This is a genomic window from Verruconatronum alginivorum (genome assembly GCF_056590205.1).
Map to the genome: position 1 here is coordinate 2412816 of NZ_JBWPVQ010000001.1, position 13624 is coordinate 2426439.

General features: G+C 59.7%; 6 protein-coding genes and 1 pseudogene. 3 read left to right on the top strand and 4 right to left on the bottom strand.

The features are described from left to right. Nucleotides 1-554 precede the first annotated feature (554 nt). The 4 genes and pseudogenes from ACWUI2_RS08515 to ACWUI2_RS08530 form a co-directional block, all read right to left on the bottom strand. Nucleotides 555-2243 (bottom strand): annotated as a pseudogene (locus tag ACWUI2_RS08515) (ABC transporter substrate-binding protein); the annotation flags it as partial. Nucleotides 2244-2372: 129 nt separating this feature from the next. Further along, nucleotides 2373-3113: a PEP-CTERM sorting domain-containing protein gene (locus ACWUI2_RS08520; protein ID WP_486982429.1), complete on the bottom strand. Its 741-nt coding sequence runs from the start codon at nt 3111-3113 to the stop codon at nt 2373-2375. A 36-nt stretch (nt 3114-3149) separates the two neighbouring features. Beyond that, a complete protein-coding gene (locus ACWUI2_RS08525; RefSeq protein WP_486982430.1) occupies nt 3150-6131 on the bottom strand; it encodes a BNR repeat-containing protein in 2982 nt (993 codons plus the stop codon). Between the two features lie 284 nt (nt 6132-6415). Then, nucleotides 6416-7429: a LacI family DNA-binding transcriptional regulator gene (locus ACWUI2_RS08530; RefSeq protein WP_486982431.1), complete on the bottom strand. Its 1014-nt coding sequence runs from the start codon at nt 7427-7429 to the stop codon at nt 6416-6418. Nucleotides 7430-7638: 209 nt separating this feature from the next. On the opposite strand from ACWUI2_RS08530, the gene ACWUI2_RS08535 reads away from it, so the two are divergent. The 3 genes from ACWUI2_RS08535 to ACWUI2_RS08545 all read left to right on the top strand — a co-directional run bounded on the left by ACWUI2_RS08535 (nt 7639) and on the right by ACWUI2_RS08545 (nt 13604). Further along, nucleotides 7639-8328 carry a prepilin-type N-terminal cleavage/methylation domain-containing protein gene (locus ACWUI2_RS08535; RefSeq protein WP_486982432.1) on the top strand — a complete coding sequence of 230 codons (690 nt, stop codon included), beginning with the start codon at nt 7639-7641 and terminating at the stop codon, nt 8326-8328. A 221-nt stretch (nt 8329-8549) separates the two neighbouring features. Continuing rightward, nucleotides 8550-10478: a heparinase II/III domain-containing protein gene (locus ACWUI2_RS08540; protein WP_486982433.1), complete on the top strand. Its 1929-nt coding sequence runs from the start codon at nt 8550-8552 to the stop codon at nt 10476-10478. A 63-nt stretch (nt 10479-10541) separates the two neighbouring features. Further along, nucleotides 10542-13604, top strand: a complete 3063-nt coding sequence (locus tag ACWUI2_RS08545) for a glycosyl hydrolase family 2 protein (protein WP_486982434.1) — start codon at nt 10542-10544, stop codon at nt 13602-13604. The last annotated feature ends 20 nt before the right edge of the window (nt 13605-13624 follow it).

Consider the following 13624-nt stretch of genomic DNA (forward strand, 5'->3'; position numbering starts at 1 on the left):
GCGGGGGACGCCACGGTCCGTTCCCCTTCCTCCGAGAATTCCACCCGGAGCGACATCCGCGGATTGGGCCGGACTTCGACCATCGACCGTTTCATCGCCGCGATCGCGCCGGGCGAATCGAAAGGATGGTCGAAGAAGTAGGTTTCGATCCCGGCGTTGGCGGGGGTGTTGAACGTGTATCCGGAAATCGCATTGGCCGGGACGTTGCGGAAACCGTTTTGGACGATTACCAACTGCGGTGGAGCCGTGCTGATGTTGATGCTCCAAACGTTCTCGGCGGCGATTTCCAGGACTTCGTTGAATATTGCCCTTTGTTCTTCGAGCGTTGCCGCTCCCACCGCCTCGTCCAGAACCTCCATCGCCCGGCGGAGCGGATGATCCAGCGGCGGTTCGATGGCGCCCGGTCGGGTAGCCGCCTCCGGATTGCCGTAAAGGCCGCCGAGCATGTACCAAAAAGCGTATGCGGGTGCGAGAAAGGAGTGTCGCACGACCGGGACGAAATTCCGCGGCTCGACCAACGGGTAAAATTCGCTTTCGCCGGTCCAGACGGTCAAGTCATGTTCGAAGGCCAACTGTTGGCGCCGAAATAGATTGCGGGCGCGGTCCTGCAAGATCACTCGCACCCCGAGTTCGGACCAGTGGGTTGTAAGAAAAGGCGAGGGGCCCACGCCGGAAAAGTCGGTTACATGGAGATAGAACGTCATCCGGGTGCCGTCGGGAAAGGTGCGGTAGCCTTCGCGGTCGCGCCGCGTCAGGCCGATCTCGTCCAACAAGGCGTTGGCCCGTTCGGGATCGAATTCGGTGAAGCTTTTGAACAGGCCCGGGTGATGGAAAAACGACTGGGGGCCCGGATCCAGCTGGGCCGGTTCGGTTTCCCCGTGGAATTCGGCGGTGATGATTTCCTCACGGTTTATTCCGAGCGAAAGCGCCTGCCGGAACCGTCTGTCATTGAGCAACTGGTGCTTCCATTTGGTTTCGGGGCGCGCCGGGTCGATTCGGCGGTTGAGGTTTGGAAAGACCACGAAGGTAGAAACCGATCCTTGGAACCAGTGGTAAACATCATAGTTGTTCCGCTCCCGTTCGTTCATGTAGAGCGTGTAATCGTCGTAGCGGATGTTGCGCAACTGCATGGTGATGTCTCCCGAAGCCGCCGTCACTGAAATCATCCCCTCGGAACGGATGTCGAAGAGCACCCGGTCGACGTAGGGAAGTTGGTTCCCTTCGATATCGACCACCCAGTAATAGGGATTGCGGACGAAATCATAGGGCGGGGTCCCCTGGTAGGTCCGCGGCACCCACGGCCAGAGGCGGGGGTGCTCCGGGTTGCGGAAACTCTTCAACCGGAAATAAGCGGCCCGCGGGCTGATGACTCCCTGCACCCGCATCATCGCCCGGATCATTTCGGGATCGCCCAAATCCGGATGGAACGGACGGAGGAAATGCTCCGGCGCCCAGAATTCGTACTTCGCCAACCGTTCCGGGAAGACTCCGTTCGGGTGGGGGAAGGTGAACCGGACCGTGTAATCGTCGAGGGCTTCGATTTCACCCAGTTCTCCCCGGACCAACATTGGGAGTGGCCGTTGATCGAAATGCTCGACTTCGTGGCGCCACCAATACTCGATGTCCCGGGCCGTGAAAGGATGCCCGTCCGACCACCGGATGCCGCGGCGCAGGTGCACGATATACTTGCGCCGGTCCTCGGAGGCTTCCCACCCGCGTGCCAAATGCGGCTTCAACGGATATCCCATTGGCGACCACCGCAGGAGCATCGCCCCGGCGAGCCGCCACGAGATCACCCCGACGTCAGCTTCCGAGACAGCAACGCGGTACCAAGTGCCGCCGTAGTTGCCGGTGCCGTCCCGCCCGGTCATCACCGTCGGTTCCGGCCCGACTCGCTCGGCCACGGGCGGCAGACGTCCTTCCTCCACCAACTCCGCGAGGAAAGGGGATTCTCCTCTGGGAAACCAGGCTCCGGCTTCTCCTTCAGAATAGTCGACGTCCACATGGAGGACCGGCGGGTTCTCGGAATCGAACGACATATCCCGGCTTTTCTCCACTTGGGCCAGGGATTCGGGCTCGGGCGTTGCCGGACCCGTGTGGATGTCCGGCCGAAAAAACCACCCAAAAAGGTAAAGCACCCCAATCAAAAACGCGCTCGCGGCGGTCAACCAACCGATCATCGCGAACAGAGTCTTCAGTTTTAACATTGAAGGAGTCTTAAGCGGAGGCGTTCCTTTCTTCATTGAAGGCGTGCGGCAGAAGTGTTGCTACCGTTTGCCAGTCGAGGCGGAAAGCCGTAGCCATCAAACGAAACAATAGGGGGGCACGCGTTTCGCCTCGGCGGGGCATAACGGGCGATGGATCTTATTCAATTAATTTCGGGGTTTGCTGCGCAGACGCCGGTAGCCGAAAACACCAAACAAGGCGGCGAGTCCCAGGACCATCCCGACGGTCGCGGGTTCCGGGATCACTTCCATGTAGAAGTTATCCGCCCGGACCGTGCTGTTAGCCGCATAAAGTCCGGCAAGACCGCCTCCTTCCGGAATTCCGGCGGTGATGTTATGGCTGCCAAACCAGAGTTGACTTCCGGTATTTCCGTCGAAAAGGCGGAGCTCGACGTTGCCGCTGGCCGGAGCAATCACTTGGAGTTGATAATCCCCGGTGGTCGTCAATGCCGGGGAGATCGTCGTATTGATCGCGTTCTGGGCGACCACCCCATTGGTGAACCTTAACAGTTGAACAGCGCTGGTTCCGGATTGAATCCTGAAAAGCCAATGGCTGGAGGGATTCAGCGGATCCGCATGGAAGATGAGCCCATACCAGCGTGCTTCGCCCGACCAGAAGTCTGCCTGCACCAGAAAAGGTTTGTCCGAGAGCGTCAATCCGGTGTGGACCATTCCGGTAATTCCTCCTCCGCTCACTGCCTCGATCCCGTTCAGCGCGATTCGCCATTCCTCCGTAGTGAAATTCAACCAGTCGTCACCGACCGGTCCGGGGGAGCGGTTAAAATTGTCCTGAAACGTCACTTGAGCCGAAACCGGCACAACCAGGCTCAGTAGGCCGACCAGGATCAGGAGGCGCTTGCCGCGACAAAAAGAGAATGCAACTTTCATGACTGTTGTTTTTTTTGTGGTTAAGGGTGGAGTCGTTTACGGGAGTTCGGGTTCGATCCATTTCAGGATCTGCAACTCAAAGATTTCGGGATCCCCGCGGACGATAGGAAACTCGATCCGGCCGGTTTCCGCCCAGAGACGCCGGTCGTATCGGAAACCTTCGCCACTGCCGCCGCGGGCGAGATTCCGTCCGCTCCAGCCGGTCCATCCGTCATCCGCTTTCGCGGTGTAGTATTTGAGGACGTCTCCCTCGAAAAAGAAATAGTGGAGATTGTCCAAGGGATCGACCGCGAGCGCGCCGCGGGGACGGCTGCCGCGAATTACGTCGACGTCATCGATCCATTGGGCCGACCAGGACCCATCTGGGTTTCGCCAGTAATGGCGGTGGTGCAGGTTGACCGAGCCGATGTTCGAAAAGAACGTCGACTGGACCAGAACGACGTGGGGCTGGCCGAAACTGTCCACGACCATGGCACCGGTATTGATGATCCCCATACCGCACGAGAGTTCGGCCACGACGATACCGGGATCGTCGATCCTGATCGGATCATTGGCGGCCAGGTCCGCGATCAGGAGGCCGTCGTTGTTGCGCCAGGTGTTGCCGTCGTCATCGCTGTAGGCGTAGTGCAGATCGTGGTTGGTGTAGGTTCCCGATCCTTCCCGGAAGACCCAGGTGATATGGATGCGTCCGTTGGAATCGACGATGATGTCGTTTTCATAGGCGTTACGGCTGTTGGAGCTACCGCATTCGCTGGAGGTGAAGTTGCCTGTATTGGAAAAGAGCATACCGACTCGCGCCCAACTGCCGGTCGTGGAGTCGTATCGGTTGAGATAACTGGCTCCGTTTCCGGATCCTCCGCTCCGGTAAAGGAAAAAGAGAGTGCCGTCCTGTCCGTTGAAAAAGCGGGGGTAGGTGACGGTGTTTTCCTGCGTGCCGACCATCGACTCGCGCACGCCGAAATGCGACCGTTCGATCGTCGACGGCGGATTGGTCAGGAAGTCCGGGACCGACCGGATATAGTTGAGTGAGCTGACCCATTGGCCGTAGGAGAGATGAAGGCGACCATCGGATTCGCTCACGCCGAGAGCGGTGCTATAGTGGGGATTGTCGATCCAGAGGGATTCCCCGGGAAAGGTGACCGTCTGAACCGAGTCGTCGCTCAAATCCCGCCGGGCAATCGTGAGGACGCTGTTCGAGTTCCAATAGATCGCATATTGAAAGCCATTCACCGAGAGGATCTTTTCCTGATCCCACGGGGCAGTGTTCCAGGCCCAGGAAGATTCGTCCAGAACGATCCGCTCCTCGAAAACGAGTTCTTCGTAATAAACCGGCTCGGCCGGCACTTCGACGCCGTCGACCGTGACCACCAATCGCATGAAACGGCGAGTCGAGGTAGCGCCCTCGGCGAGGTCGTCTACTTCGACTTCGATGCGTCCGTCCTCCTCCGATTCGCGGACGGTTGCGTCTCCGTCCCATTCGTCGGCCCGCGGAGCCAGCGAGGCGATTTCCGTCCATTCCTGCAGGTCGTTGGAGGCTTGGACCGAATAGCGAGCGTCTCCCCCGATGCGGCGGGTGAACTCGAGGGTCAATCCTTCGGTACCGCTGATCGCGTTGGGCAAGCCTCGTCTGTTCGGCGTCTTGGGATCGAGATCGAGTGCGTATTCCAGGGCGTTGGGGATTCCGTCGCCGTCCGAATCGGCGGTCAGGGCCGCTTCATCGGCGAGCACATCCTCGAAATGCTCGTCGAGCCACGCCAGGTAATCCGCCCCGGCTTCCGGTCCGGTTCTCAAGGAAAACCAGTTGCTTTGGACCGGTCCATTGGTGAAAATGCCGGCTGTGCCTCCCTGACTGTCCGCAAAGTTCGCGAAGGCTATGGTCCTCACCATGACTTGGTCGCCGACGGTGCCCTCTTCATCGACCTCGTGGATGGTGAAACGATAAGGTTCGCCTTCGCCGGCGCTCTCAACGGCGAGGCGGTAGTAAACGTCGGCCTCAAAGCCAAACGTTCCGGTACTCAGAACCACCGGACCGGGTTCGCGCAGAATCTGCCAGCGGCCGCCGTTGGCGACCGAAAGCCGGAAGACGAAACTATTCTCTCCATCGCGATGGAACACAATCCCGCGCCAGCCGAAGTCCGGTCCGCGCACTTGGGTTTCAACTTGGAAGGGATGGCTGAGTTCCGCGCCGGTGTAATGAAGCATGCCGAGGTTGCTGGGCGCCCGTTGCGCGGTGGCATCTCGCAAAACCCACTCGGAGGTCGGCTCCCAGTGCGGACCGAAATTCATACTATCGGCCCGGTCGAAATCATCCTGAAAGGAATGGGTGAGGCCGGGGCCGGTTTCAGTTTCTCCGACGACGAGGGAGAAGTTCACCGCCCGGACGCCGCTGCCGCCCGCATAAACGCCCGCGTAGCCGCCGCCTTCGGGGATTCCGGCGGTGAGGGTGCGGGTGGCATTCCACAATTCGGCCCCGCTGTTTCCGTCGAAGAGGCGAACCTCTACGTTGCCGTTGGCCGTCCCGCGCACCTGCAGCCGGTAATTGCCGGTCGGCGTCAACGCCGGAGAGACCGTCGTATTAACGGATAGTGGCGTTTGGACGGCTCCGTCGACGAATCTCAACAGTTGCACAGCGCTCGTGCCAGGCTGAATCCGAAAGATCCAGTGGCTGGCGATATTCTGCGGGTCGGCATGAAAAATGACCCCGTACCAGCGCGCCGTAGTCGTCCAGAAGTCCGCCTGCGCCATAAAAGGTTCTTCGAAGAGCGCGAGGCCGGTGTGGACCATACCGCTTTGTCCCGCCGCGGCGCTCACGGCCTCGGTTTGCGTCCCGGCGATCTGCCAGTCGCCCCAAACCTGCCCCTCAACACTGATGTGCGACCATTGCCCGCCCACCGGTCCGGCGCCGCGAGTGAAATTGTCGTGAAACGTCGATTGAGCCGAGACGGATGAGGCGAAACCGAGAACGCCGGCCAACATCAGCCAGTCCGTAATTTGGCGAAGAGAAAAACTTACTTTCATGTGGTTTGGTTTGTTTTGGTGGTTGATGCGTGTAAATCGTCGGTCATACCGGAAAGTTTTCGCGCCGTCGCTCCGGAACATGGTCGGGGTGAGAAAGGCGCACGGAGGCGAAGTGCAAAATCAGCCTTCATTGTTGTTTCTTCTATGGAGGGGATCCGAAAGTAACAGGATGGGTCTATCTTTCGGACTTACCTCCGAAATCACAATGACATCGTGCCCGGGCGACAAGCTTTCGTTAGCTTTCCCCGTAAAACGGGTTTGGAAGAAGAAGCGGGCAAGGAGCGCTAAGCTCTCAAACGTTTGACGGTCGGACCATCGCACCAACGGCAATCGATGAGGGTGGTCCGTGGTTCCGCGGGAATGCCGGGTTCGTTTACATAAAGCTGTCCGACAAGCAGATCGATGGATGCCGCGCCCACCCACTCGGGACGCTGGTCGGTTCCGGCGCAAGGCCGGTCGGTATCGGAAACGTCGGCGAGCACGAAGCCGATGTTTTCCGGAATCCCAAAACCTGCTTCCTCCAGCCACTCCCGGACGATCGGCGAACTCGAAATCACCACGTCCGGGCGGGCCTGGCGAACCCAATCGAGGATCGGCCGGCTATCAGTCCAATCGTCGAACAGGCCGATCGGTAGCGGAGACATGTTGAAAACGTGACAATGTTGATACAAGTACTGTGCGATCCAGGAGCCTTGTGTCCGAGCGTCCGACCCCTTGAGCGCGCAAAGCCCGATCTTTCGATAGCCGAGCGCCACCAGTTTTTCGATGATCGTTCTCATCACTTGGGAGTGATTGCTGCAGGCGCGGTGGAGCGAAGGGGAGGCCAGGGAGTATCCGAGAGCGACCGAGGTGAAGTTTTCCCAATCGATGGGAAGAGTACCGCCGGCATTGGGGATCGGACAAATGAGCAAACCTGAAATGCCCCGGTATTGGAGGACCTTTGTGAGCCGGCCCGGCTTCAAGTCCGGAGCGTTCAACCAAAAGTGTTGCAGGTCGATTCCCAAGGTGCCGGCTCGCTTGATCGCGCCTTTGTAGTAGCGCTCGTAAATCGGCGAGGCTTTCCATCCGTGTTTCGTCCGAAACGCGCTGACGAAGGCGACGACAAGTTGTGGCGATGACGTTCGGCTGGCCCGCAGATTCCCCATCAGCGCTGAGATCAGCGGGTTCGGCCGATAGCCCATTTCCTTGGCCAGCGCCTGAATCCGACGGCGGGTCGAGGGCGGGAGGCTCGGGTCGTTACGCAACGCCAGCGAAACAGTCATCCGGGAGACCCCGGCACGTTCCGCGACATGTCGCATCAAAATTCTCTCTCCGCCAGGTGCCATCGGTTTTCAAGCATTTCCCGGTCGGGGTGGAATGCAAGTTCACTTTACGAATAAAACGACTGGAGGCTTGTCCCGCGACGAAAGATCGGCTTCTATTTTGATTAAAACCCATCCATTTCAACCCTTCACCGGAATTTTTCCCACGGAAATTGTTTAACTAAATGACCCAACGGACGAACATTATGATGCAAGCTTTCTTCGATACCACCAAGTCACGCAACGACAGAGGTGGCTTCACATTGATCGAGCTCTTAACCGTAATCGCGATTATTGGAATTTTGGCGGCCATTTTGATTCCCGTCGTCGGCCGCGTCCGGGACTCCGCCCGGACGACTCAATGCCAGTCGCAGGTTCGGGAGTTGGCCATGACGATGCTGCTTTTCGCCGAAGAAAACGGCCGTTCCCCAGCCTCCCGGCTCGCTCCCTATCCCGACGGTTTCGCATGGCTTTACGAAATCCATCCCTATCTGACGGAGCGGGAGATGGAGACGTTTATGGACAACAACGGCGACTCGATGTTCTTTTGTCCTGCCGGTGTCAACACCTATCGTTATTCCCCGATGGCCGGTTCCAGTTACGGGGCGAATCATTATCTTCTCTCCTTTTATTGGCATTCCGTGCCCTCCGGCGCGGTGCGGTCCTTCGAGTGGGCGCGTGACCCTTCGCTTGTCGCGTTAATCGGCGACAGCCAGTTCGGAGGCGGGGGGCACCGGTCCACGATCGGCCCGCTTTACAACGGCCAACACCTTCCCGGCGGGATCCATGGCGGGATGGCGAACATTGCGTTCGCTGATGGACACGTGGAGCGACTGGATCCGACGACCCTTTCCACGGATGTCAACGACCCCTTCTGGGGACGCGTTCCGCAATGACGGAAGGCTCCGGCGATTCCTCAACCTTTCGATTCAGTCGCGTCGGCTTCGGATCGACCGACTTCCTGGTCGGCATAGGGATCGCGGGAATCCTGGCGGCCTGTATGATCTCCCTCTGGAGCCCCGCACGGGATTCCGTGCCACCCCCCCATCACCCGGACCTCTCTTCAACTTCAACCGCCACTCTCGGGGATCGGCCCGAGGATTCCGCCACCAAGCCTATGAAACGCCCAGCACTGTTGACTCTGTTTACCACGACCTTCCTTTTCTTTTCTTGGCTTGGCCTCGCTGCAGTTGCCCGGTCGGAGAGCGGCAACCACCCGAGGCTCTTCTTCACCTTGGAGGATTTGCCGCAGTTGTTGGAGAAAAAAGAAACGGAAGCCGGAGCACCCGTTTTCGACTTACTGCTTCGCCATGCCGAGGAATTTCTCGAGATTCCGGTGGAGCCTTACAGTTTCCAGGCCAATTTTCGGGTTCAGCTGGCGGGCAGGGTTCTCTCCACCGAAGTGTCGACCCTGGCGCTGGCGGGTCACTTGACTGGCGAAGAAAGATTTCTCCGGCACGGCGCGAAGGTGTTGGCCGCCGCGGCGGCCCAGTCGGATGCGGCGCTCTTTTCCAGTTTCAATGATGCCTTGGCGGTCGGCGACGCGGCCAACGCCTTCGCCGTCGGCTACGATTGGCTTTATCCCGCCATGGACGACGATCAGCGGAAAGTGGTCCTGGAGCGGATCGAGGACCTGGGGAATTGGCTGTTCGAGAACTCGAAGACGGCGTTCTGGGGGCATGACGAGCGTCGACGGGCGGCGCACAATTGGAATGGCGTGGCTCATGGAGGCATGGGACTTTGCGCGCTGGTGTTGGGCGACCGACCCGATTGGACGACTCGTGCGGAAGAGCGGGTGCGAGCCTACTTCAAGTATTCGAAGGATGAAACGGGCGCCAGTTACGAGGGGATCGCCTATACCGCCTATGGTTTGCAGCACTCGCTGCCGTTCGCAGTGGCGCTGGAGCGAGCCGGCGGACCGAACCTGATCGATGAATTCCGCTCCATCGCGCTCGTGCCGGACTACGTGCTTTGGCAAGTGCGCCCCTGGGGGGGCGGTGTCATACCGCTCAACCAAAGCAGTGATTCGTTGATGCCGGGTGGGACTGTTTTCCACCTGATCCAGCGCTACCGTGACCGGGTGGGCCTTTGGGGGTGGAACCTTATGCTCGGCCAGGAGGGGGATGGCAGCTACGGCAGCGGCGGGCGCCACAGCGGGATCGCTGTTCCGTATGTCTACCTTTGGATGGACCCACAACTCGAGCCGCAGCATCCGGGCGAGGCAGGCCTTCCTTTGAGCCGACGTTTTGCGCGGGGCCAGGTCACGATTCGCGACGGATGGGACGCCCTTGATTCAATGGTGACTTTCACCTCGGGGGAGGGGATCACGGGCGTATGGAACCATGGGGATGAAAACACCTTCACCTTCTATGCGCGTGGCGAAAGGCTCGCCATCGACCCCGGGGCTCATCGAGGAAAGACCTCCGACCACAATGCGATTCTTATCAACGGAGTCGGACAGGACACTGATGGCGGTGCCGCGGCGGTGCAAGGGCGGCTTCTGGCATTCGAGGACCTGGGGGATTTCGTGCATGTGACCGGTGACGCGGCCCACGCCTATCGCCGACGGGTCGGGCTACGGCAGGCGATCCGGCACATGGTTTTTGCGCGGGCGCCCCACCCGTATCTGCTCGTGGTCGACGAGATGAAGAAGGACGATTCCCGGCATGATTTTACCTGGCTCCTGCAAACCGCTCCGGAAAACACCTTTGAGGTGGATCAGACCAACGGACGAGCGGTGGTCACCGGGAGCAGACGGGGTGCGCAACTGCACGTTCATTTTCTTCGGCATCGCGGGGACTCTCTCTCGCTGGAGGCCGGCATCGCCGGTGAGCGGACCCAGAATCCGGTTTTAAAGGCGACGACGAACGCGGTGAACCCCGGCTTCGTCACCCTCCTCCTGGCGGCGGATCCGGAAGAGGAATTGCCGGAGATCTCAACACGAGGCGAGGGCGAAAAGTTTATCGTGGAACTCCGGTTCCCCGGCGGCGCGGTCGACATTCTGAGGGTCACGCCGGAGGGGATCGATGCAACTCGGCAACAATGATTTCTCTTCTCACGGTTCCGGATCCAGTTCGCCGTCAACGGCGAAAAGGCCGGTTGGATTCCTATGGACCAAGCCTTTTGGAAAGAATGGAACGATCCCTCGGCCGATTTGCGGGGGAAACCGTTCTGGAGCTGGAACGGCAAACTCGAACCGGACGAATTGATCCGCCAGGCCCGCATCTTCAAGGAGATGGGAATGGGCGGCTATTTCATGCATTCGCGAACCGGTTTGAAAACCGAATACCTCGGCGAGGAATGGTTCCGCTGCATCATTGCCTGCGCCGACGAGTCCGAAAAGATCGGGATGGAGGCATGGCTCTACGACGAGGACCGGTGGCCCAGCGGATCGGCGGGGGGATTGGCAACCCGCGAGAGGCGTCACCGAATGAAATACCTCCGCCTGACGATGGCCGCTCCCGGCGAGAAACCGAGCTGGCCTGACGAAGAACATTTCGCGGGAGCCTTTTCCGCCGAAGTCGAGGGACTGGCACTCGGAGAATACGAATCGGTCGGGTATCGCGGCGAGGCGGCGCCGGGCCGGTCGCTCCTCCTTTTCGCCTGGGAGGAGATGGAGCCGCACTCCTTTTACAACGGCCAAGCCTACCTCGACACGATGTGCGCCGAGGCGACCGAACATTTTCTCCAGGTTACCCACGACACTTACAAGAAACATTGCGGCGATCGGCTGGGACGCAGCATCAAAGGAATCTTTACCGATGAGCCGCATCGCGGCTTCGTGTTCTGCGATACTCACGGGCAACCGGGAGTGCAGAATCCGGCCTGGGTGATTCCATGGACGCCAAAGCTCTGGGAAGAATTCCTCGAAACTTTTGGATACGATCTGCGTGAGCGCCTGCCGGAGTTGTTCCTTTGTCGACGAGGTTTCAAATTGTCTCCGGTAAAATGGGCCTACATGGAGCTCTGCCAGCGGCTCTTTCTGGAGAATTGGGCGCGCCCGATGCAGCGGCGCTGCCAGGACCTCGGGTTGGTTCTCACCGGGCACGTCCTCCATGAGGATTCGTTGACCGCCCAAGCGGTGCCATGCGGTTCGATGATGCGGTATTACGAATTTCTCGATTATCCGGGGGTCGATATTTTGAATCTGCGGAACGAAAGCTATTGGGTGGTCAAACAGCTGGCCTCGGTCGCCCGGCAGATGGGTCGACCGTGGTTATTGTCCGAACTCTACGGTTGCTCCGGATGGCAGACCGATTTCCTGGACCACAAACGGATCGGAGATTGGCAGGCCCTTTTCGGAATCAACCTCCGTTGTCACCATTTGAGCTGGTATTCGATGGCCGGTGAGGCGAAGCGCGATTATCCGGCCAGCATCTCGTTCCAATCCGTCTGGCATCCGGAATACGCGGTGGTGGAAACTTATTTCAGCCGGATGCATTTGCTTCTGCAGACGGGACGTCCGCTCTGCGATGTGCTGGTGATCAGCCCGGTGGAAAGCCTCTGGGGGCAAATCCGCCCAGGCTGGGCGACCTGGCTCGGAGCGGTCGATCCGCATGTGCTGGAGTTGGAAGAAGTGTATCGGAAAGTCTTTACCTGGCTCTGCGGTTCCCAGGTAGATTTCGATTACGGGGACGAAGCCCATCTGGCGGAGCGCGGGTCGGTCGATGAGGAGGCCGGTTATCTGGCCCTCGGCAAGATGCGCTACCGTGCGGTGGTGGTGGCGGGTATGGAAACCATGCGGCGAACTACCCTGGAATTGCTGGCCCGGTTGCGGGGAGCCGGGGGGACGGTGATTTTCGCCGGTCCGGCGCCGGACCATCTCGACTGCTCGCCGTCGAGCGAGGCAATCCGTTTGCGGGATAAATCCGACGTGGTGCCGCTGGAAGGGGAGGCGCTTGCCGGAGCCGTTCGGTCGGCGAGCGTGGTGGCCGATGAATTGAAATTGAACGCCTTTGGGGAAGGGCTGTTTTGTCAGGTGAGGGTCGCAGAGAATCGCCGGATTGTCGCGCTACTCAACCCTTCGGATACCGAATCCCGGACGGACGTGCGCATTCGGGCCGTTGGATCCGGACCAGTGACTGAGCTGAACTGCCTGACCGGTGAGGCAATCGCGGTGGAGGCCGAGGAGGGGAGCGGCGAGGTGTCATGGACGACTGATTTCCATCCCTTGCAAGAACGGTTTTTCCTCTGCGGCGCCGAAGTTCCTGAGGCGAAAAGCCCGGCGGTGTCGGTCGAAGGAGAGGAGCGATCGCTCGAAGGGCCTTTCGAATGCCGGTTGGACGAACCGAATATCGCGGTCTTGGATTTGGCCGAGTTTTCGGTGGGCGATGGACCGTGGGAGGCAAAGGAGGAAGTCCTGAGGGTGGAACAAAAACTGTCCGAGCGCCTCGGGACGTCGGTCCGCGGGGGGCAGATGGTGCAACCGTGGGCGAGGGGGAAGGAGAAGGCATCGGCGAAGGGAACGCCGGTCCGGCTCCGGTTCGGTTTCGAAGTCAGGAGGATTCCGAATACCCCGGTCCGTCTTCTGATCGAGGAACCGGAGGCTCAGCGGATCTTTTGTAACGGGGTCGCTTTGGAGGTGCCCGCGGAAACCGATTGGTTCATCGATCCCTGTTTCCGGATCGTTCCCATTCCCGAAGGCCTTCTCCGGGAGGGAGCGAACGAATTGGTATTGTCGCGGGAATTCCGGAAGGGGACCGACATCGAAGCGATCTACCTTTTGGGCGATTTCGGGGTGGATGCTTCGGATGGGAAAGTCGCCCTTACGGAGTTGCCTTCCTGTTTGTCGGTCGGTGATTGGACCCGCTACGGACTTCCCTTTTACACGGGACGGATTGCGTTGCGAGTCGAGGTCGGGAAGGCGCGAAGGATCGAACTCAACCCGATGGGAGCGGCGACGCTTGTGGTCCGGCATCCCAATGACGGCACCTCGCGGATTCTCCCGTGGCGGCCGTTCGCGTGCGATCTCGATGGACTGGTGAACGACGAAGGGCAGGTGGTAGTGGAGTGGGTGCTCACCCGTCGAAACACGTTCGGCCCCCTCCATCTTGTTCCGCTTGAACAACCGAGTATCGGTCCGGAGCAGTTCCGTTCTGAAGGCGCTAATTGGTCGGACGATTTCCAATTGGTGCCAACCGGTCTGGCCACCCAGCCGCTGGTCATGGCATGATAATCGAGCCATCCGGAAGT

What these genes read in the sequence shown, in the direction of transcription:
- ACWUI2_RS08545 (WP_486982434.1), top strand. Translation starts at nt 10,542, where the DNA reads ATGGACCAAGCCTTTTGGAAAGAATGGAACGATCCCTCGGCCGATTTG.
- ACWUI2_RS08530 (WP_486982431.1), bottom strand. Translation starts at nt 7,429, where the DNA reads ATGCGACATGTCGCGGAACGTGCCGGGGTCTCCCGGATGACTGTTTCG.
- ACWUI2_RS08520 (WP_486982429.1), bottom strand. Translation starts at nt 3,113, where the DNA reads ATGAAAGTTGCATTCTCTTTTTGTCGCGGCAAGCGCCTCCTGATCCTG.
- ACWUI2_RS08540 (WP_486982433.1), top strand. Translation starts at nt 8,550, where the DNA reads ATGAAACGCCCAGCACTGTTGACTCTGTTTACCACGACCTTCCTTTTC.
- ACWUI2_RS08525 (WP_486982430.1), bottom strand. Translation starts at nt 6,131, where the DNA reads ATGAAAGTAAGTTTTTCTCTTCGCCAAATTACGGACTGGCTGATGTTG.
- ACWUI2_RS08535 (WP_486982432.1), top strand. Translation starts at nt 7,639, where the DNA reads ATGATGCAAGCTTTCTTCGATACCACCAAGTCACGCAACGACAGAGGT.